Below are 24016 nucleotides of genomic sequence, written 5' to 3' on the forward strand. Positions count from 1 at the left end.
CACCAATCCCCCCCCCCAAACCCGCGACGAACCGATAACGATCCGTTAATGCCCTGCCGACACTCTGGTTCTGTCGCCGCTTGAATCCATATCGACATCTCGTACGTATACACAATGCAGGCCTCGAAGCAGTGTCTGGAAATACTCTGCCACGGCCTTAATATCTATTTAATCGATTGTTTTTAGCATTTATTTGCGCTTTTTAATCAATTCTATGTGCGTAGTATGAACTCCATACCCAACGTACAACACGCAAACACACCTGGAGTACACATCATGAAAACCAAACTGATCTTCGCTCTGACCCTCTTCGTACTGGCCGCCAGCACCTTCGCCGCCGACGGTTATGACCGCACCGGTTCTGGCGCTTTCACCGCTGAACGTTCTGCCGCTGTGGCTGCTGACGGCTTCGATCGCACTGGTTCGGCCAAAGTCGCCGCTGACGGCTTCGATCGCACTGGCTCGGCCAAAGTCGCCGCTGACGGCTTCGATCGCACTGGCTCGGCCAAGGTCGCGTCCGACGGCTTTGATCACACCGGCACCGCCGACGCTATCGCCGCCGATGGTTTTGATCGCACCGGTACTGCCGCCGCTATCGGCTAACACCTTGGGCAGACTTCACAGCCCGGCTTCGGCCGGGCTTAGTTGTTTTAGGGGGACAAGAAATGTCTGAAGCCACACAGTCCCTGTGGGAGCGAGCCTGCTCGCGATAGCGGTCGATCAGTCAACTGCAATGTTGAATTTTAAGCCGTCATCGCGAGCAGGCTCGCTCCCACAAAAGCTCGCTCCCACATTGGCTCTCATTGTTTTGATGTCCCATGACAGCTGGAAATAAGCCTTCAGCCCTTGCACTATGACCTTCATCCCTTCAAGCCTTGCATTCAGGAACCCGCGCAATGCCCGACGACATTCACTACTACGAACCTGCCTTGGGCCATGGCCTGCCCCACGACCCGTTCAACGCCATCGTCGGCCCGCGGCCTATCGGCTGGATTTCCTCACAGGATGCCGAAGGTCAGCTGAACCTGGCGCCGTACAGCTTTTTCAATGCGTTCAACTACATTCCGCCGATCATCGGGTTCTCGAGCATCGGCCGTAAAGACAGCCTGAACAACATCGAGCAGACCGGCGAATTCGCCTGGAACCTGGCCACTCGTCCGCTGGCCGAGCAGATGAACCAGAGTTGCGCGGCGGTCCCGGCCGACGTCAACGAATTCGAACTGGCCGGGCTGACGCCGGCAGCGTCGAAAATCATTCAGGTGCCACGGGTCGCCGAAAGCCCGGTGTCCTTCGAATGCAAGGTCACGCAGATCATTCAGTTGCAACGTGCTGATAAAGAAGTGGTGCCGAGCTGGCTGATCCTCGGCGAAGTGGTCGCCGTGCATATCGCCAAGTGGCTGCTCAAGGATGGGGTGTACGACACCGCCGCGGCAGAACCGATTCTGCGCGGCGGCGGGCCGGCGGACTACTTTCAGTTGGGACCTGAGGCCTTGTTCAAGATGTTCCGCCCGGGGGCGACCCGGTAAATCGTTACCAGACCAGTTCGCCGTCTTCAGCGACGTCGGTCAACTGCTCAAGCTTCTGCTCGGCAGCCTGATCGGCTTCGAAGGCGGTCTTGAATGTCTGTTCATCGAGGATTTTGTGAAAACGCGGGGCGCCTGAGCCACCCAGGGCTTTGACGGCGATGGCGGCGCTGTAGCCTCCTTCACCTGGTACTACGGCGGAAACTGCTTCGAACTGTGCAAACTCTTTACGTGCCATGTCGCGGATCCTGGCCAATGGAAAGTCGGCCATTCTAAACCGTCAACTGGCCAACTGGTGTAATGACGCACTGTTCAACTGCGGATATTCGCCGCGAGCCTGAGCTGCCGACACTTCACTGAAGGTGTGAAAATCCAGACTATTGACCACCAACTCCTGCACCAGCTCGGCAAATATCTGCATGGCCGGGGTGCCGAAATAGGCGGTCATGGCCTGCTGGTCGACCCAAAAACCGGACACCAGCCACAGTTCGGGATCGCACAACGAATGCTGCAAGGCAAAGTGCAGGCAACCGCTGGCCTGACGCGACGGTTCGATGAGGCTGCTCAAACGCGCGCCCAATTCCATCGAGCGGCCAGCACGGGCGCGGACAAAAGCCATATGGCTGACGGGGATCTGCGTGGACATGTTCGACTCTCCCTGATGTAGACGATCGGCAGCCTGAGAGAAGCTGCGACAGGGACAGAGATTAAGCGACGGGCGTTAGGCCCGTTAGTCGATTCCTGCCGGCTTGTTGCACAATCCTGCACGCAAACAGTGTTATCGCCGTGCCATGGCAAGCGCTGATCCTGGAATGTGACAAAGGGGTTTCAAGCAAGTTTTCCCGCGTTATGTTCACGTTCTCTATGCTGAATCCGACCACACAGCAGGATCAGGCAAGTTTTGCGCAGGATTCGCCTACCACCTGGACTTGCACAAATTTAAGCTGTGCTCATCCCATCTCCTTGCCGAGGATGTTTTACATGCCGTCTCTGGATTCCAAACACGCCCCGCTGGACGCCAACATGGAAAAACAGCGTGTGGAGCTCGCGGCAATCATCCGTCGCAATACCAGTGAAGACGGCAGCTACGCGACCACCATCGGCTCGTTATTTTTGTCGCGTCACAGCCAGTCCCACGACTTCGCCCCGGTGCTCGCGCAACCGGCCCTGTGCATCATGGCCCAAGGGCGCAAGGAAGTCCGGCTGGCCGACGAAGTCTTCAACTACGACCCGCTCAACTATCTGGTGGTGTCGGTCTCGATGCCGCTCAGCGGGCGGGTGGTCGATGTCTCGCCCGAGGAACCGATCCTCGCCTTGCGCCTGGATATCGACCCGGCGGAAATCACCGCATTGATCGCCGACGCCGGCCCCATCGGCGTGCCCACCCGTCCTGCCGGACGTGGCCTGTATGTCGAACAACTGGATCAGCCGATGCTCGATGCCGTGCTGCGCCTGGCGCGCTTGCTCGACACCCCGAAAGACATCGCCATGCTCGCGCCGCTGATTCGTCGGGAGATTCTCTATCGCTTGTTGCGCAGCCAGCAGGGGCACCGGCTGTATGAGATTGCCGTCGCCAACAGCCAGAGCCATCGCATCGGCCAGGCGATCAAATGGCTCAACGGTAACTACGAGCAGCCGTTGCGCATTGATGAGTTGGCCAGGGAAGTGAACCTGAGCGTGTCGACCCTGCACCATCGCTTCAAGGCGATGACAGCGATGAGTCCACTGCAGTATCAGAAGCAACTGCGCCTGCAGGAAGCGCGGCGCTTGATGCTCGCCGAGGGCATCGACGCCTCGGCGGCGGGCTACCGCGTGGGCTATGAAAGCCCCTCGCAGTTCAGCCGCGAGTACAGCCGGCTGTTTGGCGCGCCGCCGTTGCGGGATCTGGCGCGGTTGCGGATGACGGTTTGATCTGACTTTTCGGCAGGCTATGCCGGCCTCATCGCGAGCCTGCTCGCGATGAGGCCAGTAAGTCAGGCGCCGAGCACGCGGCAGGCTTCGGATGGAATGGTCACCGACACCGGGTTGCCGATGCTCAGGCCGATGCCCTGGCACGGCGTGCTCAACGCCGTCAGCGACACCCCGGAACACTCGACCGTGGTCTCGATCGTCGCGCCGATATCGCGCACAAACGTCACCCTGCCCAGCAGTCGATTACCGGCGGTTGCCTGTGGGTGCGACAGCTGCAGGTCTTCCGGACGCACCAGCATCTTGACCTTTTCGCCCACCACGATGCTGCTGCAAATCGGCACCTGAAGCGCATCGCCACCGGGCAAACCGACTTTGCCGTCACCCAATGCGGTGGCCGGGAAAATGTTCCCCGAGCCGATAAAGTCGGCGACGAACTCGTTGGCCGGATGCCGGTAGATCTCGATCGGCGTGCCGACCTGCTGCACCCGATTCTGCCCCAGCACCACCACGATATCGGCCATGGTCATGGCTTCGCGCTGGTCGTGGGTGACCATGATGGTGGTGATGTTCAAGCGTTGCTGAAGCTGACGAATCTCCACTTGCATCGATTCGCGCAGCTTGGCATCGAGGGCCGACAGCGGTTCGTCGAGCAGGAGGATTTTCGGGTGCGAGGCAATCGCCCGGGCAATCGCCACGCGCTGACGCTGACCACCCGAGAGCTTCGCAACCGGGCGATCAATCATTTCTTGCAGCTGAATCAGTTCCAGCAACTCCACCACCCGCGCCTGCTGATCAGCCTTGCTCACGCCACGCAGTTTCAGCGGATAGGCGATGTTCTCGCCGACCGTCATATGCGGGAACAGCGCCAGCGACTGAAACACCATGCCGAAGTTGCGCAGGTGCGCCGGTGTGTTGCCGATGTCTTCACCGTCCAGGCGAATCTCGCCGCCGGAAAGGGTTTCCAGGCCGGCGATCATTCGCAGCAAGGTGGTTTTGCCACAGCCCGAAGGGCCAAGAAAACACACCAGCTTGCCCTCAGGCAGGTGCAGGTTGACGTCCTTGACCGCACACGCCGTGCCGTAACGTTTCTCGACGTTTTCCAGAATCAGACCAGTCATATTAATTACCTCCAGAAATCAGAACGAGACGCCACCTTCACCGACCAGCTTCTCCAACGCCCAGATCAGGACGAAGTCGATCAGCACGATCAGCACGGCAAACGAGAATACGGTTGGGTCCAGCGACGACACGGTGCGGCTGAACATCCAGATAGGCACGGTCATGACATCAATGGTGTAGAGGAAGTACGTCACGGTGAACTCGTTGAACGAGACAATGAACGCCAGCAGCATCCCGGCCAGGATCCCCGACTTCATCAACGGCACGACCACATCGACAATCGCCCGCGTCGGGGAAGCGCCGAGCATTTGCGCGGCCTCTTCGACTTCGCTGCCGATGGACAGCATCGCCGCGGTGCAGTTTTTCACCACGAACGGCAAGGCCAGGATCACGTGGGCAATCACCAGTCGCGACACCGTCATCTGGAACGGCAGGCTGTCGAACACCAGCAACAACGCCAGGCCCAGTACCACCATCGGGAACACCAACGGCAGCGACATCAATTGCAGTGCCATGGCTTTGCCACGAAACTCCAGGCGGGTCAGTGCATAAGCCGCCGGCACCGCAACGAGGGTGGCGAAGATCATGGCCATGAACGACACCATCAGGCTGGTGCTCATGGCTTTGCCCAGGCTCAGCACATCACTGGCGTCCGGGGACACGAAGGTGTGCCAGGCGGCCTTGTACCATTGCAGGCTGTAGCTGCTGGGCGGGAAGTCGAGGTTCGATGAACCACTGAACGACATGACAATCATGGTCAGGATCGGCAACACCGCCAGAAACAGGATGACACCTGAAAGGATCCCGGCAAATTTACCGGTATCGCCTGGCAACAGTGACAGGCGCTTCTTGCTCAACGTGCTCATTGCGAAGCCTCCAGCATGCGCCGACGACGGCCAGTGATGTATTCGGACAAGGTCATGATGGCCAGCGTGGTGACGATCAGCACCACACCCGCCGCGGAGGCGGCAGGCCAGTTCATCAGCGGGGCGATCTGGTCATGCACCATCACCGCAAGCATCGGCACCCGCCGACCGCCGAGCAGCAACGGCACCACGAAGCTGCTGGCGTTGTAGGCGAATACCAGGGTCGCGCCGGTGATGATTCCCGGCATGCTCATCGGCAGCACCACCTGGAAAAACACCTTCAGGCGGCTCGCGCCCAAGGTCGCCGCGGCTTCCTCGTAAGTGCGGGCAACGCCGCGCATGGCGCTGGCAATCGGCAACACGGCCAACGGGAAAGCGGTTTGGACCAGGCCCATCAATACGCCGTTCTGGTTGTAGAGCAGCATGATCGGACGCTTGATCAGGCCCAGGCCCATCAGCGCCTGGTTGAGCATCCCGCCAGGCCCCAGGATCACCAGCCAGCCGTAGCTTTGCAGCAGCAGGTTGACCAGCAACGGCAACAGCACCGCGGCCAGAAACACTCGACGCAGCAACGGCGAGGTCAGGCGCGACATGGTGTACGCCACCGGAATCGCCAGCAGTACGGCAATCACTGCGCTGATCAATGCCAGACGCAAGGTCAGCAGCAGGGATTTGAGGTAATAGGGTTCCAGCAACTGGGCATAACTGGCCAGGCTGAATCCGCTCCATTCCGCGCCTTTGGTGCCCACGCTCATGCGCAACACCAGCAGGCTGGCAGCAATCAGCACACCGAGAAACAGCATCGATGGCGAAAGAAATAACCAGGCGCGCGTCGTCGGCGAAACACCGAAGCTCGGGCGTACGGCAACGGGGCTGACCGTTTGGGTCAGAGGTTGGTGTTCCATAGCAATGGTCTCGTCAATGGAAAACAGCTGAGTGAACACAGGACTTCCAAGACCTATTGACCCCTTGTGGGAGCGAGCCTGCTCGCGATAGCGATCTGTCAGTTACATCAATGTCGACAGGTAGGCCGTCATCGCGAGCAGGCTCGCTCCCACAGGGGATCTTCGGTGATTGAAGGGCCTGTGTTCGGCACTCGATCAGGAAGAGAAGATTTCCGTGTAGCGACGAATCCATTGGTCATGCACGGTCGCCAGGAAGGCGTTGTCGTGCATGATCGCCTTCTCGGCAATCTGCTCCGGCGTGAGGATGTACGGGCTCTTGCGCGCTTCGGCAGAGATGATTGCCTTGGCGTTGACCGGACCGTTGTAGATGTCTTCGGCCATCTTGCCCTGCACCAGCGGGTCGAGTGAGTGGTTGATGAAGGCATAGGCCAGGTCGGTATCGCCCGGGCGGTTCTTCGGCATGACCGACTGCATCAGGTCGGTGTAGAAACCTTCCTTCATGCCAAAGGTTGCACTCAGACCGTAGGCCGGGTCGCGAATCTGTTTCGGGAAGAACGCAGGAGCGTACAGCCCACCCATGTCCAGGGAGCCGGTGCGGAACAGTTCGGCGATCTGGTTCGGGTTTTCGCCCAGGGTCACCACGCGGCTCTTGAGCTCGGCGAGTTTCTTGAAGCCGGGTTCGATGTTGTGTTCGTCACCACCGGCCAGTTTGGCGGCGATGATGATCAGGTCCATGGCCTCGGTCCAGTTCGGCGGCGGCAGGAAGATGTTCGGTGCCAGGTCCGCGTCCCACAGGGCCGCGTAGCTGTCCGGAGCTTCTTTCTGAGTGCGGCTGCTGTAGACGAGGCTGTTGCACCAGAGCAGGTAACCGATGCCGTGACCGTTGGCCCCGGTGCGGTATTTCTCCGGTACGTCGATCAGGTTGGGAATGCGGTTCAGGTCAGGCTTTTCCAGCAACCCGGCAGCGGCCAGGCCTTCAGCGCCGACGCCAGCCAGGGTGATGACGTCGTATTGCGGGCGATCACCACCGGCCTTCAGTTTGGCGACCATTTCCGAAGTACTGCCGGTACGGTCCGCGATGACCTTGGCGCCGGTCTTGGCTTCAAAGGTCGCGGCGATGTTGCGCAGTGCCGCAAGCCCGGTGTCATCGGACCAGGTCAACAGCCGCAGGGTCTTGCCCTGAAAACGTGTGTCACTGGCGTTGGCGCGGATGAACGGCATGCTCATGGCAGCCGCCGCAACCGATGCAACACCGACGGTCTTGATGAATTGTCTTCTGTTCAGATCATGATCGCCCATGAAGGACTCCCTTTATTGTTGTAGGTATGAGTTAGGAGCATCCCTTGCGCCCGCGCTCTTCGATCCGCTGCAAGCCCCCGTGTTACAAGGGTTGTAGCGAGGTCTGCGGGTTCATCCTGAGGTCACGCAAAACGCGCAACAATCGAAAAAAAATCATTGGTGCCATGTCCCTGGCGCATGCCTCGTTACGAGGCATGCGTGGGCTGTTTTCGTGCTGTCAGACAGCCCGAATCACGTGCTTTATTTCTTGAAACGCCTGCAAGCCCCACGGCCCCAACTCGCGGCCGATGCTGCTCTGCTTGTAGCCGCCCCACGCGGTCTGCGGGAAGATCACCTGCGGCGCGTTGATCCATACCAGCCCCGCCTGCAAGGCGTTGGCGACCCGTTCGGCGCTCACCGCATCAGCGCTGACCACGCTGGCCACCAGACCGAACGGGCTGTCGTTGGCCAACTCGATCGCCTCCTGCTCCGTGGCAAAACTGCGGACACAGAGCACGGGGCCAAAAATCTCTTCACACCACAACGCACTGTCGAGGGGCACTTCAGTGAAAATGGTCGGCCGCAAAAAATAGCCATGCGGCAGATCGGCAGGCCGGTCACCGCCACAGACCAGCCGCGCACCCGCGCTCAAGCCGCGATCAATGTGGCCCAGCACGCGCTGGTATTGCGCCTGATTGACCAGCGCGCCCATTTCAACCTCGGGGTCAAACGGGTCGGCCACGCGGATCGCCTCGGCCCGCGCCGTCAGGCGCAGCAGGAATTCATCCGCCAGTTCATCGGCGACCAACACCCGGCTGGTGGCCGAACACATCTGCCCGGCATTGAAGAAACCACCGCCACAGGCCAGCTCGACGGCCAGGTCGAGATCGGCATCCGCCAGCACCAGCAGCGAGGATTTGCCGCCCAGCTCCAGGCTCACGCCCTTGACGGTTTCCGCCGCACGCTGCATGACCTGAACGCCCACCGCATTGCTGCCGGTGAAGGAAATTTTCGCCACCCGCGGGTCGGCCGACAGCGGCGCACCGACCGCCAGCCCCGTACCGCAGACCAGGTTGAACACACCGTTGGGCAAGCCGCTCTCGGTGATGATTGCCGCCAGCTCCAGCTCCGGCAGTGGCGTGACTTCCGAAGGCTTGAGCACCACGCAGCAACCCGCCGCCAAGGCTGGCGCGAGCTTCCAGGCGGTGGTGACCATCGGGAAGTTCCACGGCACGATCAACCCGACCACACCGCACGCTTCACGGCGCACACGGGCGGCGAAGTCTTCGCTCGGCAGCTCCACGACGCGGTCCTGGCCGGCGTCCAGCGCTTCGGCCAGACCTGCGTAATACTCGAACGTGGCGATCACGTCATCGACGTCGATGCCCGCTTCGAACTGTGGCTTGCCGTTGTTGCTCGACTGCAAATACATCAAACGCTCGCGGCGGGCCTGCACTCCATTGGCGATCTTGCGCAGCACCGCGCCGCGTTCGGCACCGGTGGTTTTCGACCACTGCACAAACGCCGCACTGGCCGCTGTGACCGCTTGATCAACCGCACGCTGATCGCCTCCCTTGACGGTGGTCAACAGCGCTTCGGTCGCCGGATTGATGACCCGCAAGTGCTCCTCGCCAGCCGACCATTGGCCGTCGATGTACAGACCGTCCTGGATGATTGGAAAGCTCATGCCGACACCGCCTTCATCCACTGGGTCTGATCGATTTCGATCAGGGTCGGGCCCTGGCGATCAGTGGCTGCGCGCAGCGCAGCGCGCAACTCTTCGACACCGCTGACGGCGTGTGCCGCACAGCCCAGGCCTTTGGCCACAGCGATGAAATCCGGGGTGTAGATGTCGACGCCAACCGGTTCGATGTCGCGGTTGACCATGTACTTCTTGATCTCTTCGTAGCCCTGGTTATTCCACAGCAGGACGATGACCGGGGTGCGTGCTTCCACCGCGCTGGCCAGTTCCGGCAAGGTGAATTGCAGGCCGCCGTCGCCGATCAGGCACACCACCGGTGGACGACTGTTGCGTTCCTGACCACCGCCGAGCCACGCGCCGATAGCCGCCGGCAAGGCATAGCCAAGGGTGCCGTAACCGGTCGACGAGTTGAACCAGCGACGCGGGCGCTCCGGGTTGAACGTCAGGTTGCCGGTGTACACCGGTTGGGTCGAGTCGCCGACGAATACCGCTTCCGGCAACTCATCCTGCACGGTGTGCAGGAACAGCGTCTGCGCACGGGTTGGCGCGTCCCAGAGGGTTTCAAGTTCGGCACGCAAGCTGGCGGCGCGAGCCTGGCCCCAATCGCTGCAACGCTCGGCCAGCGAATGTTTGGCCACACCATCGAGCAAGGCCTGGGCCGCGCTTTGTGCATCGGAGACCAGCGCCACCTTCGGCGGATAGTTGCGCACGGTCTGGTCCGGGTCGATGTCGACCCGCAGCAAAGTGCCCGGAATTTCAAAGCCACCGGCAAAGGTCACGTCGTAGTCGGTCTCGGCCAGTTCAGTGCCGATGGCCAGGACCACATCGGCGTCAGCCACCAGGGCACGGGTGGCCACCAGCGTTTGGGTCGAACCAATGAGCAACGGGTGAGTCGACGGCAGCATGCCCTTGGCATTGATGGTCAGCGCCACCGGTGCATCGAGTAATTCGGCGAGCCGGGTCAGCTCGGCCGCTGCATCGATCGAACCGCCACCGGCGAGGATCAACGGGCGTTTGGCGTTGGCCAGCAGTTCGCTCATCTGCGCGACGGCGGACGGCGCTGCACCGGCGCGAGTGATGCTCACCGGTTGGCTGGCGAGCAAGGCATCGGCGTCTTCGACCAGCACGTCGAGCGGGATTTCAATGTGCACCGGACGCGGCCGGCCAGCCTGGAACAAGGCGAAGGCACGGGCCAGCACACCTGGCAGTTCGGCAGCGGACATCAGCGTGTGGGAGAACGCCGCAACACCGGCCACCAGTGCGCCCTGGTTCGGCAGTTCGTGCAGCTTGCCGCGTCCACCGCCCAACTGGCTGCGCGATTGCACGCTGGAAATCACCAGCATCGGGATCGAATCGGCGTAGGCCTGGCCCATCGCGGTGGTGATGTTGGTCATGCCGGGACCGGTGATGATGAAGCACACACCCGGTTTGCTGCTGGTGCGGGCATAACCGTCAGCCATGAAGCCGGCACCCTGCTCGTGACGCGGAGTAACGTGGTTGATGCTCGAACGGGCCAGCCCGCGATACAGCTCAACGGTATGCACGCCGGGAATGCCGAACACCTGCTCGACCCCGTAACCCTCGAGTAACTTGACCAATACTTCGCCGCACGTCGCCATATCTTTACCCTTCTTGTTCGTTGAGACGCTGGCCCCGCGCGGCATAGGATGGCGCGCCGCGGTGCTCAGTCATGGCGTTATTGGAACGGTCAGCGGGTAGCCGCAACAATCGATAAAAAGTCATACTCGCCATGTCCTCACCTCATGCCTTGGCGTCCCATGAAACGACTTCCCCCCCTTCCCGCGCTGCACACGTTCCTGATCACGGCCCAGTGCTGCAATTTCACCCGGGCGGCCGAGCAGCTACACATCACTCAGGGCGCGGTGAGCCGGCAGATCGCCGGGCTGGAAGAACATTTGGGCTACACGCTGTTCCACCGTCAGGCACGCGGTTTGAGCCTGACCGCCGAAGGGCTCGAGTGGCTGCCACGAATCCAGCAAGTATTCGGCTTGATCGATGAGGCGGTGGAACAGGTCGGCGCACACCGCGAAACCTTGCAGCTCAAGGCCCCGACCTGTGTCATGCGCTGGCTGCTGCCGCGTTTGCTGCAATGGCAAAAGGAACGCCCGGACGTGCCTGTGGAACTGACCACCACGGTGCAACATGGCGTGGATTTTCATCGCGAGCAGTTTGACGCTGCGGTCATGTATGGCGCACCGCCGGACAGTTCACTGGCGTCGCTGCACCTGTTTGACGAGCAACTGACGCCGGTCTGTTCGCAGCCACTGCTCGACGGCCCGGTGCCGCTGCACAGTCCGTCAGACCTGAGTCAACATTTGCTGCTGCACCCAACGCGCGATCAGCGGGACTGGAAGGCCTGGCTGAAAGCAGCGGACGTCAACCTCAGCACACTCGGCAAGGGTCAGCATTTCGAAACCCTGGACCTGGCAATGTCCGTGGCGTCTCAAGGAACGGGGGTGGCGATTGGGGATTGGTCGTTGATCGGCGATGACCTGAGTGCCGGACGGCTGGTCATGCCTTTTGATTTGAAGGTGAAAACGGGGCTGGGGTATTACCTGGTGTTCCCGCAGAAACCGGGACCGTCGCCGCAATTGCGTGAGTTGATGGAATGGCTGGTGGTGCAGGCGCAGGCGCGCTGAACATCCGGATCGGGACAATCACTCACTGTGGCGAGGGAGCTTGCTCCCGCTGGGTTGCGAAGCGACCCTAGAATCAGCCGCCGCGAACATTCAGATGGAACGCGATTGCCGGATTACGACCGCTTCGCGGCCGAGCGGGAGCAAGCTCCCTCGCCACAGTTGTGGAGTTAGTAGCCCACGGTAAACCGCTGACGGCTATGCGCTGGCTTCTCGATTTCATCGAGCATCGCAATCGCGTAGTCGGCGAAGGTGATCCAGCTCTTGCCTTCGGCGCTCACCAGCAGATGGTCCTTGCCCACACGGAAAGTGCCGGTACGCTCGCCTTCGACGAACAACGCCGACGGTGAAAGAAAGGTCCAGTCCAGATCCTTTTCCTGACGCAAGGTGTCGAGGTAGACACCACCGGCAGTGGCCTCGGCCTTGTACTCTTCAGGGAAGTTCGGGGATTCGATGACTTTGCTGCCATCCGGCACCAACAGCGAACCGGCACCACCGACCACCAGCAGACGTTTCACGCCGGCCTTTTTGACCGGCTCGATAATCGCGCTGGCCGGGATTGTCGAAAAGTGTGCCGCGCTGATCACCACATCAGCGCCGGCAACCGCCGCTTGCAGCGCCGCACCGTCGGCAACATCAACATTCTTGCTGACGACGCCGGCACGTGGGCTGATTTTCGAGGTGTCGCGGGCGATGGCGGTGACGCTGTGACCACGACGCAGGGCTTCTTCCAGCAGTTGGCTACCAGCACGACCGGTGGCGCCAATGATTGCGATCTTGCTCATGAACAGTGCTCCAGTTGATTAGGTGTGACCTGTGGCAAGGGGTTCTTGTGGCGAGGGGAGTTGCCCCCTCGCCACAAAAGCCCCTTGCCACAGTTGTTACTTCAGCGACTTACCACTTCATCTCGCCTTTGGCGACTTTGGCGCTCAGCTCAAGCGAGCTTTCTTCGCCGAGGTTCGGGTAACGCTTTTTCATCGCAGTGATCAGCTCGGCCGAATCTTTGGCCTTGGCAGTTTCAGCGTCGAACGCCTTGATGTAGTCGGCGGTGAAGTGCACAGCGGCCAGCGAACGCGCGCTGTCACCCAGGTAATGACCCGGAACGATGGTGTTCGGTTTCAGGCTGTCGATGGTCTTCAGCGTAGTCAACCAATCGGCATGGGACTGCGCGCTTTGAGTATCGGCCATCCACACGTGGATGTTTTCCGCGACGACCACACCACCTACCGCGGCTTTGATCGACGGGATCCAGACAAAGGTCCGGTCCGGTTGCTTGCCGTCCAGGCCAATGATGTCGAGCTGCTTGCCTTCCAGGGTCAGACTATGGCCCTTGAGCACACCCGGCACGATGGTTTTTGCCGGTGCATCGGCACCCAGTTTCGGTCCCCAGAACGCTACTTTGCCTTCAACGGTGGCCTTGATGTGATCAACCGTCGGCTGCGAGGCGAGTACCTTGGCTTTCGGGAACGCGGCGGTGAGGGTGTCCAGGCCGAAGTAGTAATCCGGGTCACCGTGGCTGATGTAGATGGTGGTCAGTTGCTTGCCACTGGCGCGGATTTTTTCCACCACCTGCTCGGCCTGGGATTTGCCGAATTGCGCGTCCACCAGAATCGCTTCTTTCTCGCCGCTGACCAGTACCGAGGTCACCGGGAAAATCGCAGCGGCGCCCGGGTTGTAGACGTCCAGGGTCAGTGCCGGCGTGGCGGCCGCCGCATGGGCGGCAAAACCCAGGGTGGCAGTGGCGAGTAAAAGACGCTTGAAAGACGTGAAGCCGATCATGGTGCTGCTCCGTTGTGCATAAGCCGTGTTTGGCGATGGGACAGAGCTTAGTTGCCTGACTCGCTACAAAAAATGCGATGCTTGAACATAGTTTGTTTCTGAAAGCGGGCAAATCATGGATCGTCTCCAAGCAATGCGGGTGTTCGTCACCGTCGTCGACCTCGGCAGCCAGTCAGCCGCGGCCGATCACCTGGACCTGTCGCGCCCGGTGGTGTCGCGCTATCTGGCCGAACTGGAGGACTGGGTCGGGGCGCGTTTGATGCACCGCACCACGCGCAAACTCAGCCTGACCGCCGCCGGCACCGAGATCCTGCCGCGTTGCCGGCAGATGCTCGATCTGTCGAGCGACATGCAGGCCGCCGTCACCGAGCCGGACGATGCGCCACGCGGCTTGCTGCGGATCAGCGTCAGTACCTCGTTCGGCCAGGCGCAATTGGCCGACGCCATGGCCGTGTACGTCAAACGCTTTCCCGGCGTCAGTATCGACCTGCAAATGCTCGACCGCACGGTGAACCTGGTGGACGAGCGCATAGACCTCGCGATCCGCACCAGCAACGACCTGGACCCGAACCTGATTGCCCGGCGGCTGACCGTCTGCCGTTCGGTGATCTGCGCCTCCCCCGCCTACCTGCGCGAGCACCCGACGCCGCAACGGGTGGAGGATTTGAGCCAGCACAATTGCCTGACCCACTCCTACTTCGGTAAGAGCCTCTGGCATTTCGAACAGGACGGCGAGCAGGTTTCGGTGCCGGTACAGGGCAACATCAGCGCCAACGAAGCCAGCACGCTGTTGCGCGCAGCAATGGCCGGTGCCGGCGTGGCGATGCTGCCCAGCTACCAGGCCGGCGTGCATATCCACAGCGGCGAACTGGTGCGCCTGCTGCCACACGCCGAACCACGGCAGATGAACATGTACGCGGTGTACGCCTCACGCAAACACATGCCCGCGGCGCTGCGCAGCATGCTGGATTTCCTGGTGTCGAGATTTCCTGAAACACCTGCGTGGGATGTGGGGCTTTAAAGGCAGAACACCTACCTTGTGGCGAAGGCGTGGCTTATGGCAACTCACCACCGCTGACCTATGCTGATATCAGTACCCCTTAAAAAATAAGGGGTACCGGTTCAGAGGTCAGCGCCATGAGCGTTAAAACCAGAAGGTATCTCGCGATCTTCATCACCTGCACCGCCGCGCTGGCGTTGTATGGCACCGCCGCCTACCGCGTTGAACAGGCCCGGCAGCTGCCACGCGAGTACGCCAGCTGCAACTTTGAACGGTGCATTCCACACACCGCGACCCTGAACCTCAAGTAACGAGGGCTCTTAGCCCTCGCTCTCCTGATCAGCTTTCAAGCGATCCCGAAACGCCTTCGGCGAGATCCCCACGCGGCGTCGAAACAGCCGGGTGAAATTGGTGGGGTCGGAGAAGCCCAACACATCCGACATCTCGTAAATGGTCATGCTGGTGTAGGTCAGCAGTCGCTTGGCCTCCAGCAACTGGCGCTCGTGCATGATCTGCAATGCCGGTTGCCCCGCCAGCTCACGGCAGGTGCCGTTGAGGTGGGACACGGAAATCCCCAGCCGGTGTGCCAGATCCTCGACCTTCACGTGCTGGCGATAATTCTCTTCCACCAACTGAATAAACCCGTTGAGGTATTCCCGTGCACGCTGTGGTCGCTGACTGGCGGCGCGACGCTGGATCACCTGGCGGCTGACCCACACCATGATCACGCTGACCAGCGAATGCATGAGCATTTCGCGTGCAGGCTGGTGCCCGACGTATTCATTCTGCAAGGCTGTAAACAGGCTGTTGAGGTAGTCCGCATCGCTTCCTGCCGAATAACTCTCGGCCACTGCCAGGGCATTCACCGAACTGCCCAGTTGCGCTTGAAGATGAGCCACCAGCGGCGCCGCCAGCGTCACCACAAAGCCTTCTACGTCTTCGGAAAAACGAAAGCCGTGCACCGACAGCGGTGGCAGGATCTGGATCGCGGCTTCGCTCAGCTGCGTACGCTGGCCCTCGATCTCAAGCTCTGCCTGGCCTTTGTACACGAACAGCAATTGACATAAATCGGCATGCCGATGGGGTTTGATTTCCCATTGATGTTCGCGGCTGCGTTTGGAAATGGTTTCGCAATGCAACAAGTCAGGGGTCGGCCAATCCAGGCACTCGCCATAGAGTTTGAATACAGGAATCGAAGGAAGGGCAGGCTTGTTCATCACTTCAGTCCAGGCCTCAGCGTAACGGGCGGTAATCGCCCCGATTGGCGAAATGTACAGGTTTCAGCGCAGTTTTCACCTTCAATTGACCGACTCACAAGCGAAAAATGCAAGCACTCGATTCATAAAAACCATTCACCGACTTTGTCCGCGTGAAGCTTGCGAGGCCTAACAACAATGAAAATCCTCAAAACCCAAGTCGCCATTATCGGCGCCGGCCCCTCTGGCCTGCTGCTCGGCCAGTTGTTGCACAACGCAGGCATCGCCACGGTCATTGTCGAACGCCAGACACCCGACTACGTACTGGGGCGAATCCGCGCCGGGGTCCTGGAACAGGGCATGGTCGATCTGTTGCGCCAGGCCGGCGTCAGCCAGCGCATGGACGCTGAAGGTCTGGTGCACGGCGGCTTCCAGCTGGCCCTCGGTGGACGCCAGGTGCACATCGATCTGCACGCGCTGACCGGCGGCAAAACCGTGATGATCTACGGCCAGACCGAAGTCACCCGCGACCTGATGGCCGCCCGTGAGTCGGTGGGGGCATCAACCCTCTACGAAGCCAGCAACGTGGTGCCCCACGGGATGAAATCCGCCGAACCGTTCCTGACCTTTGAAAAGGACGGTGAAACCTGGCGCCTGGACTGCGACTACATCGCCGGTTGCGACGGTTTTCATGGCGTTGCACGGCAATCGATTCCCGCCGACACGCTGAAAATATTCGAACGGGTCTACCCGTTCGGCTGGCTCGGCATACTCGCCGACACCCCGCCGGTCCACGATGAACTGGTGTACGCCCGACATGCTTGCGGCTTCGCACTGTGCAGCATGCGTTCGACCACGCGTACCCGCTATTACGTGCAGGTGCCCGCTGACGAGAAGGTCGAAGACTGGTCCGACCAGCGCTTTTGGGAGGAGCTGAAATCGCGGCTGCCGCAGGCGCTTGCCGACACGCTGGTCACTGGACCGTCGATCGAAAAAAGCATCGCGCCGCTGCGCAGTTTTGTGGTCGAGCCCATGCAGTACGGACGGATGTTCCTGGTCGGCGACGCGGCCCATATCGTCCCGCCCACCGGCGCCAAAGGCCTGAACCTGGCCGCCAGCGACGTCAGCACCTTGTTCAACATTCTGCTCAAGGTCTACCGCGACGGCCGCACCGAGCTGCTGGAGAAGTACTCGGAAATCTGCCTGCGCCGGGTCTGGAAGGCTGAACGGTTTTCCTGGTGGATGACCTCGATGCTGCACACCTTCGAAGGCAATGATGCCTTCAGCCAGCGCATCAGCGAGTCGGAACTCGAGTACTTCGTCGACTCCGAAGCCGGTCGAAAAACCATTGCAGAAAATTACGTCGGACTTCCGTATGAGGCTATCGAATAGCCTCCTACCGACTTACACTGGCGAGCATCCCCGCTCGCCTTGCTTCTTGCGGGTTAATCACCGCCCGCAGGTTTGACCCGTGACCAATCTGAACCAGCCTGACTCCACCAAACCGGCCATCCGCAGCGTGTTGGTCTCCCTGATGCTGTCGATCTTTCTCGGGGCGCTGGATCAAACCATCGTCGCCGTCTCGATGCCGGCCATTTCCGCCCAGTTCAAGGATTTCAGCCTGCTGGCCTGGGTCATCGCAGGCTACATGGTGGCGATGACCGTGGCGGTGCCGATCTACGGCAAGCTCGGCGACCTTTACGGCCGTCGGCGGCTGATGCTGTTCGGCATGGGGTTGTTCACGCTGGCCTCGGTGTTTTGCGGCATGGCCCAGAGCATGGAGCAGCTTGTCCTCGCCCGGATCATTCAGGGCATCGGCGCCGGCGGAATGATTTCGGTCAGCCAGGCGATCATCGGCGACATCGTGCCGCCCCGCGAACGCGGGCGTTATCAGGGTTACTTCAGCAGCATGTACGCAGTAGCCAGCGTGGCCGGGCCGGTGCTCGGCGGTTACATGACCGAATACCTGTCGTGGCGCTGGGTGTTTCTGATCAACCTGCCGCTGGGCCTCGGCGCCTGGCTGGTGGCCAACCGCACGCTGGTGGGTTTGCCGGTGCCGCAGCGCAAGCCGGTCATCGATTACTTGGGCACGCTGCTGATGATCATCGGCCTGACCGCGTTGCTGCTGGGCATCACTCAGATTGGCCAGGGGCATTCGTGGCGCAGCAGCGAAGTGCTCGGGTTGCTGGCATGTGCCGTGCTGACCCTGACGCTGTTCGTCTGGCATGAGCGGCGGGCGCGCGAGCCGTTGCTGCCGATGCACCTGTTCGCCAACCGCAATGCGCTCCTCTGCTGGTGCACGATTTTCTTCACCAGTTTCCAGGCGATTTCGCTGATTGTGCTGATGCCATTGCGCTTCCAGAGTGTCACCGGGGCCGGGGCCGACAGTGCGGCGCTGCACCTGTTGCCGCTGGCGATGGGGTTACCGATGGGCGCCTACTTCGCCGGTCGCCGGACCTCGGTGACTGGTCGCTACAAACCGATGATCCTGACAGGCGCCCTGCTCACCCCGATCGCGATTCTCGGCATGGCGTTCAGCCCGCCGCAAGCGATGCTCATCAGCAGCGCCTTCATGTTGCTCTGCGGCATCGCCTCCGGCATGCAGTTCCCAACCTCCTTGGTCGGTACGCAAAACTCGGTGGAGCAACGGGACATCGGCGTCGCCACCAGCACCACCAACCTGTTTCGCTCACTTGGTGGCGCAGTCGGCGTGGCCTTGATGTCGGCGTTGTTGCTGGCGCTGTTGCAGGATTCGAGTTTCGCCCATTTGACCGGCTCGTCGCTGATTGCCGAGGGCAGCTCTGGAAACGTCTTGCTCGATGGCCTGAACGCCGCACCGGGCGACACTCAAAACGCCTTGCGCGCCGAGCTGCTGCTGACCTTCCGGCATTTGCTGATGGTCAGCGCGGCGGTGTCGTTGTTGGGTCTGGCGGCGGCGATTGCGATGCCGAACAAGGTGTTGCGCGGGCGGGAAGATAAAGTTCGCTGACCAGCGCAAAACCTGTGGGAGCGTGGCTTGCCCGCGATGACGCTGGGTCAGGCGACATCTAATCGTCTGACAGTCAGTCATCGCGGGCAAGCCACGCTCCCACACGGATTTCGCACCGGATCAAGGGCGAGCGTTGAGCTGCTGTTGCAGGTTCTGGATCTGGCTCTGCAAGGTGGTGATGTTGCGCGTGACCTGGCCACGGAAGGCGTCGAACTCGGCGACATTCGCATTGCTGCCTTGAGCGGCGGCCGGGCGGTTGTCCTGTTGGCTTTTGATCACCACCATTTCTTGCTCCAGGCGTTCGATCGCCGCGCTCGGGTTGCCTTGTTTCTTCAAGGCGGCGATTTCGGCACCCAGGCTTTTCAGCTGGGCCTCGAACTTGCTGGTGTCGCTCGGGGTATTTTTCAGGGTCGCCACGTCGGCGCCCAGGGCTTTCAGGTCGGTTTGCAATTGAGCGTTGACGGCATGTTGCTCGACGCTTTGCGCAGCGATCTGGGCCAGCCGCTTGTCCAGGTCCGACGCCTGGCCGACTACGCCTTGCTGCTGTTGGTTCTGCTCCAGCAGCCTGGTTTCCAGTTGCTTGATTTTCAGTTTCAGCGCTTCGCTGTCGCTGGTCACGTTCGACTGACTGGCGACCACTTTGCCGGAAATATCCTGCAAGCGCCCGGCGGCTTCCTCGCTGATGCGGGCAAAGCTTTCCTGGGTCGCGACCAGTTGCTGCTCCATCAGTGATATCTGCTGAAAGCTCCACCAGGCAAGGCCGGCAAAGGCAAACAGCAACGCCCCGACCAAGGCCCACAACGGGCCGGTGCTCGGGACTTTTACTTTGCCCCTGCTCGCGCTTCGCGCATGTACGCCGGAGTGTTCACGGGCAGCGGCGGCGGTTGGAAAATCGTCGACATCGTGAGGGTCGGCACGCAGGCTCGGTACATCATCGAAGTCGTCGTTGGCATCGTTACGCATGGACATGAGGCAACCTTTCTGAACCACAGTGATGGCTAAATGCGACGAGTATAAACCCTGAATTCGCCGCATTGATCGACCGTGATCAGTTGGCTCGGTTCAGAGTTTATTTTGCGCCCGAGTCCTGAGCCTTCCACCAGCCACAAAACTCATCGAGCGCCGTCCACAGACTGACCTTGGGATCGTAGTCCAGATAATGCCTGGCGCGGCTGATATCGAGGGTGAAGTTTTTGTTCATTACTTGCATGCCCAAACGTGACAGGGTCGGTTCGGGACGCCCCGGCCACAGTGCGCAAAAACCCTCGTTCAGCGCCGCAATGCTGTAGGCCAAACCGTAGGAGCGATGACGAGTCACCTGCGGGACGTCCATCTGGCGCATTACATAATTGACCACATCCCACAGCGGTACCGGCGCGCCGTTGCTGATGTTGTAGGCCTTGCCAAGCGCCGATCCCGTCGCCAGCAAACAGCTGAGCATGGCTTCGTTGAGGTTCTGCACGCTGGTGAAATCGACCTTGTTCAGGCCGTTGCCAATGATTGCCAAACGCCCTTTGCGCTGCATGTTCAACAGACGCGGGAAGATGCTCATGTCGCCCGCTCCGGTGACAAAACGCGGACGCAGGGCCAGTACTTCAAGACCAAACTCCTGGGCGCCGAAGACTTTTTGCTCGGCCAGGTATTTGGTCGCCGCATAAGGATGCTTGAAGCGCTTGGGCACTTGCTCTTCGGTCAGCCCCAGGTGGTCGCGACCATCGAAGTAGATCGAGGGTGACGACAAGTGCACCAGCCGCCGGACGTTTTGTTTCAGGCAGGCTTCGACGACGTTTTCGGTGACCAGCACGTTACCCTGATGGAAGTCCTGATAGCGCCCCCAAAGCCCCACCGCACCCGCGCAATGCACCACGGCTTCGACGTCTGCGCACAGCTCGCGAACCAGTTCCGGGTCACTCAAATCGCCCTGGACGAACTCTGCACCCCGCCGTACCAGATGTTCGACGCCTTCGGCCCGGCGGCCGTTGACCCGCACGTCCAGGCCCTGCTCCAGGGCGAATCGCGCAAAGCGCCCGCCAATGAAGCCGCTTGCGCCGGTGACCAGAATTTTCATGAGTTGCTCCGATGTGTTTCGTTTTTCATGCGTGTCGCATTACCGATTTCGTGTGCTCTTGACGCTGCCCGTCAGTCCAACGGCACCAGCCACTGCCTGGATAAACGTACCAGATGCTCGGTGAGTAACCCCAGCAACTGGCCACCATTGCGCCAATGATGCCAGTACAACGGCACATCAATCGGTTTATCTGGCAACAACTCCACCAGCACACCGCGCTCAAGTTGTTCGCGCACCTGCAACTCCGGCACCAGCCCCCAGCCCAGACCGGCTTCGGTCAGGCGGATAAAACCTTCGGATGACGGGCACAAATGATGCTCGAAACCACCCTCCACACCCAATGACGCCAGGTAACGGTGCTGCAGAAAGTCATCCGGGCCAAACACCAGCGCCGGCGTGCGCGCCAACTGATCGGCCCTGACCCCTTGGGGAAAATGCCGGGCAATAAACGCCGGGCTGGCCAGGGCGCGGTAACGCATGGCGCCCAGCAACACACTGCGGGCACCCGCCACCGGGCGCTCACTGGCACACACGCACGCCGCCACTTCACCGGCGCGCATGCGTTTGAGGCCAACGGTCTGGTCCTCGACCACCAGGTCGAGCAATAGATGTTGCTCGGCGCAAAAGTCACTCACCGCCTCGGCCCACCACGTGGCCAGGCTGTCGGCGTTGAGGGCGATGCGCAGGCGTTCCGGCAAGCCTTCTTCGTCCAGCGCCGGCACCAGGCTTTGCAGGTCGCGCTCCAGCAAACGCACTTGCTGCACATGGTTGAGCAAACGCCGGCCAATCTCGGTCGGCGCCGGCGGCGTGGCCCGTACCAGCACCGGCTGGCCGATCCGCGCTTCGAGCAACTTGATGCGCTGGGAGATCGCCGATTGCGACAACCCCAACACCTGGGCGGCGCGCTCGAACCCGGCCTGCTCAACCACCGCAGCAAGGGCGGACAGCAATTTATAGTCGAACATCAGTTTTCCTAATGAGCGATCAGCAATATTGGTTTTTCTTATACAGCCTGGGACAGGAGAATGACCAGCAAGAACTCCTCACAAAGGATCAGCGACATGGCTGGCGAAACCTCTCTGAACACCCTGCTGCGCAGCATGAGCCCGCAGCTCAACGACGGCGAATACGTGTTCTGCACGATTCGCGACGGTCATCTGCCCAAAGACTGCGAAATCATCGGCAGCTTTCGCGAACAGGAAGGCCTGACAGTGATTCTTGAGCGCTCGCAAGCCGAAAAGGCCGGGTTGAGTTTCGACTACCTCGCGGCGTGGATCACCCTCAATGTGCATTCGGCCCTCGAAGCCGTTGGCCTGACCGCCGCCTTCGCCACAGCCCTCGGCCAGGCCGGGATCAGCTGCAACGTGATTGCCGGCTATTACCACGACCATTTGTTTGTCGGCCAGGCCGACGCCAAACGCGCGATGTCGGTACTGCGGCAACTCGCGGCCAACGCGGAGTAAACCTTATGTGGCAAAGCTATGTGAACGGCCTGTTGGTCGCTGCGGGATTGATCATGGCGATCGGTACGCAAAATGCGTTCGTGCTTGCGCAAAGCCTGCGCCGCGAACATCACCTGCCGGTGGCGGCGCTCTGCGTGACCTGCGATGCGTTGCTGGTGGCCGCCGGAGTGTTCGGGCTGGCGACGATCCTCGCGCAAAATCCACTGTTGCTGGCGATCGCCCGTTGGGGCGGCGCGGCCTTCCTGCTGTGGTACGGCAGCCTGGCCCTGCGTCGCGCCTGTTCCAGGCAAAGCCTGCAACAGGGTGAAAACCAGACCGTGCGTTCATTGCGCGCGGTATTGCTCAGTGCACTGGCGGTGACCCTGCTCAACCCTCACGTGTACCTGGACACCGTGTTGCTGATTGGCTCACTCGGGGCCCAACAAACAGTGCCGAGCGCTTATGTGGTGGGCGCGGCCAGTGCGTCATTGCTGTGGTTTTTCACCCTGGCGCTGGGCGCCGCGTGGCTGGCGCCATGGCTGGCACGCCCGAGTACCTGGCGGATTCTCGACCTGCTGGTGGCGGTGATGATGTTTACCGTGGCCTTTCAACTGATCAGCGCCGCCTGATTATTCCCAAAGGCTCTGGAACCTCTATCCCACACAGTTGTTGCGTGGTTAAGCCGCACCCCCGGTGCTATGATCCGACACCTGCGCCGCAAAGAGTACAAACTCCCGGCGCTTGTCTGGCCGCCCGTGATCGGCCTTGCGCTCACCGCAACTGACCTGATTAGGAGAATCACCATGGCTTTCGAATTGCCGCCACTGCCTTACGCACACGATGCACTGCAGCCGCACATTTCCAAGGAAACGCTGGAATATCACCACGACAAGCACCACAACACCTACGTCGTGAACCTGAACAACCTGGTGCCAGGCACCGAGTTCGAAGGCAAGACCCTGGAACAAATCGTCAAGACTTCTTCGGGTGGCATCTTCAACAACGCCGCTCAGGTCTGGAACCACACTTTCTACTGGAACTGCATGGCGCCAAACGCTGGCGGTCAACCAACCGGCGCACTGGCTGACGCAATCAACGCGGCTTTCGGTTCGTTCGACAAGTTCAAAGAAGAATTCACCAAGACTTCGATCGGCACCTTCGGTTCCGGTTGGGGCTGGCTGGTGAAAAAAGCCGACGGTTCCCTGGCCCTGGCCAGCACCATCGGCGCCGGCAACCCGCTGACCAGCGGCGACACCCCGCTGCTGACTTGCGACGTCTGGGAACACGCTTACTACATCGACTACCGCAACCTGCGTCCGAAGTACGTTGAAGCGTTCTGGAACCTGGTCAACTGGAAGTTCGTGGCTGAGCAGTTCGAAGGCAAAACCTTCACCGCTTAAGTCTGCTTGCAGTCAAAAAAACCCGGCATTGCCGGGTTTAATGAGATGGTCAGCCTGACCGAGAAGCCCTGCAGGTTTACGCTTGCAGGGCTTTTCTCGTTTTCGGCGGAGGATCTCTCATGAACACGATGACGCTTCTCGGTATCGACATTGGCAAACATAGCTTCCACCTGCATGGCCA

The 24016-nt window shown here is 60.7% G+C and carries 26 protein-coding genes; 11 read left to right on the forward strand and 15 right to left on the reverse strand.

Annotation, left to right across the window (positions count from 1 at the left end):
- The first annotated feature begins 276 nt into the window (after nt 1–276).
- Nucleotides 277–603 (forward strand): hypothetical protein, encoded by a 327-nt coding sequence (locus AC1DIH_RS14165; RefSeq protein WP_477772140.1) that lies wholly within the window; start codon nt 277–279, stop codon nt 601–603.
- Between the two features lie 293 nt (nt 604–896).
- Nucleotides 897–1526, forward strand: coding sequence for a flavin reductase family protein (locus AC1DIH_RS14170; protein ID WP_477772141.1), 630 nt, complete (start codon nt 897–899; stop codon nt 1524–1526).
- A gap of 4 nt (nt 1527–1530) precedes the next feature.
- Here the strand turns inward: AC1DIH_RS14170 and AC1DIH_RS14175 are convergent, their stop codons facing one another.
- Together AC1DIH_RS14175 and AC1DIH_RS14180 are read right to left on the reverse strand one after the other, a co-directional pair.
- Nucleotides 1531–1794 (reverse strand): hypothetical protein, encoded by a 264-nt coding sequence (locus tag AC1DIH_RS14175; protein WP_019693304.1) that lies wholly within the window; start codon nt 1792–1794, stop codon nt 1531–1533.
- 9 nt (nt 1795–1803) lie between these two features.
- Nucleotides 1804–2169, reverse strand: a complete 366-nt coding sequence (locus AC1DIH_RS14180) for a putative quinol monooxygenase (RefSeq protein ID WP_477772142.1) — start codon at nt 2167–2169, stop codon at nt 1804–1806.
- Between the two features lie 335 nt (nt 2170–2504).
- Here AC1DIH_RS14180 and AC1DIH_RS14185 point away from each other — a divergent pair, with 335 nt between their 5' ends.
- Nucleotides 2505–3434: an AraC family transcriptional regulator gene (locus AC1DIH_RS14185; protein WP_477772143.1), complete on the forward strand. Its 930-nt coding sequence runs from the start codon at nt 2505–2507 to the stop codon at nt 3432–3434.
- Nucleotides 3435–3496: 62 nt separating this feature from the next.
- Here the strand turns inward: AC1DIH_RS14185 and AC1DIH_RS14190 are convergent, their stop codons facing one another.
- The 6 genes from AC1DIH_RS14190 to AC1DIH_RS14215 all read right to left on the reverse strand — a co-directional run bounded on the left by AC1DIH_RS14190 (nt 3497) and on the right by AC1DIH_RS14215 (nt 10923).
- The gene (locus AC1DIH_RS14190) at nt 3497–4552 is read right to left on the reverse strand and encodes an ABC transporter ATP-binding protein (protein WP_477766573.1); all 1056 of its coding nucleotides are present in this window, start codon (nt 4550–4552) and stop codon (nt 3497–3499) included.
- Nucleotides 4553–4570: 18 nt separating this feature from the next.
- Nucleotides 4571–5419, reverse strand: coding sequence for an ABC transporter permease (locus AC1DIH_RS14195; protein ID WP_054593756.1), 849 nt, complete (start codon nt 5417–5419; stop codon nt 4571–4573).
- Nucleotides 5416–6324 (reverse strand): ABC transporter permease, encoded by a 909-nt coding sequence (locus tag AC1DIH_RS14200; protein ID WP_103315060.1) that lies wholly within the window; start codon nt 6322–6324, stop codon nt 5416–5418. The genes AC1DIH_RS14195 and AC1DIH_RS14200 overlap by 4 nt, the downstream gene beginning before the upstream one ends.
- A 195-nt stretch (nt 6325–6519) precedes the next feature.
- Nucleotides 6520–7623 (reverse strand): extracellular solute-binding protein, encoded by a 1104-nt coding sequence (locus AC1DIH_RS14205; protein ID WP_477766570.1) that lies wholly within the window; start codon nt 7621–7623, stop codon nt 6520–6522.
- 217 nt (nt 7624–7840) lie between these two features.
- Entirely contained in the window at nt 7841–9289 is a 1449-nt protein-coding gene (locus tag AC1DIH_RS14210; RefSeq protein ID WP_477772144.1) for an aldehyde dehydrogenase family protein, read from the reverse strand.
- Nucleotides 9286–10923, reverse strand: a complete 1638-nt coding sequence (locus AC1DIH_RS14215; RefSeq protein ID WP_477772145.1) for a 5-guanidino-2-oxopentanoate decarboxylase — start codon at nt 10921–10923, stop codon at nt 9286–9288. The genes AC1DIH_RS14210 and AC1DIH_RS14215 overlap by 4 nt, the downstream gene beginning before the upstream one ends.
- Before the next feature lie 159 nt (nt 10924–11082).
- Between AC1DIH_RS14215 and AC1DIH_RS14220 the strand changes: the two genes are divergently transcribed.
- Nucleotides 11083–11964: a LysR substrate-binding domain-containing protein gene (locus AC1DIH_RS14220; protein ID WP_103315063.1), complete on the forward strand. Its 882-nt coding sequence runs from the start codon at nt 11083–11085 to the stop codon at nt 11962–11964.
- A gap of 167 nt (nt 11965–12131) precedes the next feature.
- Here AC1DIH_RS14220 and AC1DIH_RS14225 read toward each other — a convergent pair whose 3' ends face one another.
- Nucleotides 12132–12746 carry an NAD(P)-dependent oxidoreductase gene (locus tag AC1DIH_RS14225; RefSeq protein ID WP_477772146.1) on the reverse strand — a complete coding sequence of 205 codons (615 nt, stop codon included), beginning with the start codon at nt 12744–12746 and terminating at the stop codon, nt 12132–12134.
- 109 nt (nt 12747–12855) lie between these two features.
- A complete protein-coding gene (locus tag AC1DIH_RS14230; protein ID WP_477772147.1) occupies nt 12856–13740 on the reverse strand; it encodes an MBL fold metallo-hydrolase in 885 nt (294 codons plus the stop codon).
- A 115-nt stretch (nt 13741–13855) separates the two neighbouring features.
- On the opposite strand from AC1DIH_RS14230, the gene AC1DIH_RS14235 reads away from it, so the two are divergent.
- Together AC1DIH_RS14235 and AC1DIH_RS14240 are read left to right on the forward strand one after the other, a co-directional pair.
- Nucleotides 13856–14761: a LysR family transcriptional regulator gene (locus tag AC1DIH_RS14235; protein ID WP_477772148.1), complete on the forward strand. Its 906-nt coding sequence runs from the start codon at nt 13856–13858 to the stop codon at nt 14759–14761.
- A 116-nt stretch (nt 14762–14877) separates the two neighbouring features.
- Nucleotides 14878–15051 (forward strand): hypothetical protein, encoded by a 174-nt coding sequence (locus tag AC1DIH_RS14240; protein ID WP_173859945.1) that lies wholly within the window; start codon nt 14878–14880, stop codon nt 15049–15051.
- 9 nt (nt 15052–15060) lie between these two features.
- Here AC1DIH_RS14240 and AC1DIH_RS14245 read toward each other — a convergent pair whose 3' ends face one another.
- A complete protein-coding gene (locus AC1DIH_RS14245; RefSeq protein WP_477772149.1) occupies nt 15061–15957 on the reverse strand; it encodes a helix-turn-helix domain-containing protein in 897 nt (298 codons plus the stop codon).
- Nucleotides 15958–16134: 177 nt separating this feature from the next.
- Here AC1DIH_RS14245 and pobA point away from each other — a divergent pair, with 177 nt between their 5' ends.
- Nucleotides 16135–17328: a 4-hydroxybenzoate 3-monooxygenase gene (gene pobA / locus AC1DIH_RS14250; RefSeq protein ID WP_477772150.1), complete on the forward strand. Its 1194-nt coding sequence runs from the start codon at nt 16135–16137 to the stop codon at nt 17326–17328.
- 79 nt (nt 17329–17407) lie between these two features.
- Nucleotides 17408–18925 (forward strand): MDR family MFS transporter, encoded by a 1518-nt coding sequence (locus AC1DIH_RS14255; RefSeq protein WP_477772151.1) that lies wholly within the window; start codon nt 17408–17410, stop codon nt 18923–18925.
- 120 nt (nt 18926–19045) lie between these two features.
- Here AC1DIH_RS14255 and AC1DIH_RS14260 read toward each other — a convergent pair whose 3' ends face one another.
- From AC1DIH_RS14260 to AC1DIH_RS14270, 3 genes are all read right to left on the reverse strand, one after another.
- Nucleotides 19046–19894 (reverse strand): ATPase, encoded by an 849-nt coding sequence (locus AC1DIH_RS14260; RefSeq protein ID WP_477772152.1) that lies wholly within the window; start codon nt 19892–19894, stop codon nt 19046–19048.
- A gap of 100 nt (nt 19895–19994) precedes the next feature.
- On the reverse strand, nt 19995–20993 hold the full coding sequence (locus tag AC1DIH_RS14265; RefSeq protein WP_477772153.1) for an NAD-dependent epimerase/dehydratase family protein: 999 nt from the start codon (nt 20991–20993) through the stop codon (nt 19995–19997).
- A 71-nt stretch (nt 20994–21064) separates the two neighbouring features.
- A complete protein-coding gene (locus AC1DIH_RS14270) occupies nt 21065–21958 on the reverse strand; it encodes a LysR family transcriptional regulator ArgP (RefSeq protein ID WP_054593769.1) in 894 nt (297 codons plus the stop codon).
- A gap of 96 nt (nt 21959–22054) precedes the next feature.
- Between AC1DIH_RS14270 and AC1DIH_RS14275 the strand changes: the two genes are divergently transcribed.
- The 3 genes from AC1DIH_RS14275 (at nt 22055) to AC1DIH_RS14285 (ending at nt 23835) form a co-directional block, all read left to right on the forward strand.
- On the forward strand, nt 22055–22456 hold the full coding sequence (locus AC1DIH_RS14275) for an ACT domain-containing protein (protein WP_145018033.1): 402 nt from the start codon (nt 22055–22057) through the stop codon (nt 22454–22456).
- A gap of 5 nt (nt 22457–22461) precedes the next feature.
- Nucleotides 22462–23064 carry a LysE/ArgO family amino acid transporter gene (locus AC1DIH_RS14280; protein ID WP_103315072.1) on the forward strand — a complete coding sequence of 201 codons (603 nt, stop codon included), beginning with the start codon at nt 22462–22464 and terminating at the stop codon, nt 23062–23064.
- Between the two features lie 174 nt (nt 23065–23238).
- Nucleotides 23239–23835: a superoxide dismutase gene (locus AC1DIH_RS14285; protein ID WP_054593772.1), complete on the forward strand. Its 597-nt coding sequence runs from the start codon at nt 23239–23241 to the stop codon at nt 23833–23835.
- Here the strand turns inward: AC1DIH_RS14285 and AC1DIH_RS14290 are convergent.
- A partial coding sequence (locus tag AC1DIH_RS14290; RefSeq protein ID WP_477772154.1) for a hypothetical protein occupies nt 23832–24016 on the reverse strand: 185 nt, incomplete at its 5' end. The two genes, AC1DIH_RS14285 and AC1DIH_RS14290, sit on opposite strands and share 4 nt — an antisense overlap.

This window comes from Pseudomonas sp. 05N36, assembly GCF_056397385.1.

Excerpts from the sequence above, each read along its gene's own strand:
- pobA (WP_477772150.1), top strand. The coding sequence starts at position 16,135 with ATGAAAATCCTCAAAACCCAAGTCGCCATTATCGGCGCCGGCCCCTCT.
- AC1DIH_RS14205 (WP_477766570.1), bottom strand. The coding sequence starts at position 7,623 with ATGGGCGATCATGATCTGAACAGAAGACAATTCATCAAGACCGTCGGT.
- AC1DIH_RS14240 (WP_173859945.1), top strand. The coding sequence starts at position 14,878 with ATGAGCGTTAAAACCAGAAGGTATCTCGCGATCTTCATCACCTGCACC.
- AC1DIH_RS14275 (WP_145018033.1), top strand. The coding sequence starts at position 22,055 with ATGGCTGGCGAAACCTCTCTGAACACCCTGCTGCGCAGCATGAGCCCG.
- AC1DIH_RS14260 (WP_477772152.1), bottom strand. The coding sequence starts at position 19,894 with ATGTCCATGCGTAACGATGCCAACGACGACTTCGATGATGTACCGAGC.
- AC1DIH_RS14270 (WP_054593769.1), bottom strand. The coding sequence starts at position 21,958 with ATGTTCGACTATAAATTGCTGTCCGCCCTTGCTGCGGTGGTTGAGCAG.
- AC1DIH_RS14180 (WP_477772142.1), bottom strand. The coding sequence starts at position 2,169 with ATGTCCACGCAGATCCCCGTCAGCCATATGGCTTTTGTCCGCGCCCGT.
- AC1DIH_RS14235 (WP_477772148.1), top strand. The coding sequence starts at position 13,856 with ATGGATCGTCTCCAAGCAATGCGGGTGTTCGTCACCGTCGTCGACCTC.
- AC1DIH_RS14175 (WP_019693304.1), bottom strand. The coding sequence starts at position 1,794 with ATGGCCGACTTTCCATTGGCCAGGATCCGCGACATGGCACGTAAAGAG.
- AC1DIH_RS14245 (WP_477772149.1), bottom strand. The coding sequence starts at position 15,957 with ATGAACAAGCCTGCCCTTCCTTCGATTCCTGTATTCAAACTCTATGGC.
- AC1DIH_RS14165 (WP_477772140.1), top strand. The coding sequence starts at position 277 with ATGAAAACCAAACTGATCTTCGCTCTGACCCTCTTCGTACTGGCCGCC.
- AC1DIH_RS14225 (WP_477772146.1), bottom strand. The coding sequence starts at position 12,746 with ATGAGCAAGATCGCAATCATTGGCGCCACCGGTCGTGCTGGTAGCCAA.
- AC1DIH_RS14280 (WP_103315072.1), top strand. The coding sequence starts at position 22,462 with ATGTGGCAAAGCTATGTGAACGGCCTGTTGGTCGCTGCGGGATTGATC.
- AC1DIH_RS14190 (WP_477766573.1), bottom strand. The coding sequence starts at position 4,552 with ATGACTGGTCTGATTCTGGAAAACGTCGAGAAACGTTACGGCACGGCG.
- AC1DIH_RS14195 (WP_054593756.1), bottom strand. The coding sequence starts at position 5,419 with ATGAGCACGTTGAGCAAGAAGCGCCTGTCACTGTTGCCAGGCGATACC.
- AC1DIH_RS14210 (WP_477772144.1), bottom strand. The coding sequence starts at position 9,289 with ATGAGCTTTCCAATCATCCAGGACGGTCTGTACATCGACGGCCAATGG.
- AC1DIH_RS14185 (WP_477772143.1), top strand. The coding sequence starts at position 2,505 with ATGCCGTCTCTGGATTCCAAACACGCCCCGCTGGACGCCAACATGGAA.
- AC1DIH_RS14200 (WP_103315060.1), bottom strand. The coding sequence starts at position 6,324 with ATGGAACACCAACCTCTGACCCAAACGGTCAGCCCCGTTGCCGTACGC.
- AC1DIH_RS14265 (WP_477772153.1), bottom strand. The coding sequence starts at position 20,993 with ATGAAAATTCTGGTCACCGGCGCAAGCGGCTTCATTGGCGGGCGCTTT.
- AC1DIH_RS14230 (WP_477772147.1), bottom strand. The coding sequence starts at position 13,740 with ATGATCGGCTTCACGTCTTTCAAGCGTCTTTTACTCGCCACTGCCACC.
- AC1DIH_RS14170 (WP_477772141.1), top strand. The coding sequence starts at position 897 with ATGCCCGACGACATTCACTACTACGAACCTGCCTTGGGCCATGGCCTG.
- AC1DIH_RS14220 (WP_103315063.1), top strand. The coding sequence starts at position 11,083 with ATGAAACGACTTCCCCCCCTTCCCGCGCTGCACACGTTCCTGATCACG.
- AC1DIH_RS14215 (WP_477772145.1), bottom strand. The coding sequence starts at position 10,923 with ATGGCGACGTGCGGCGAAGTATTGGTCAAGTTACTCGAGGGTTACGGG.
- AC1DIH_RS14285 (WP_054593772.1), top strand. The coding sequence starts at position 23,239 with ATGGCTTTCGAATTGCCGCCACTGCCTTACGCACACGATGCACTGCAG.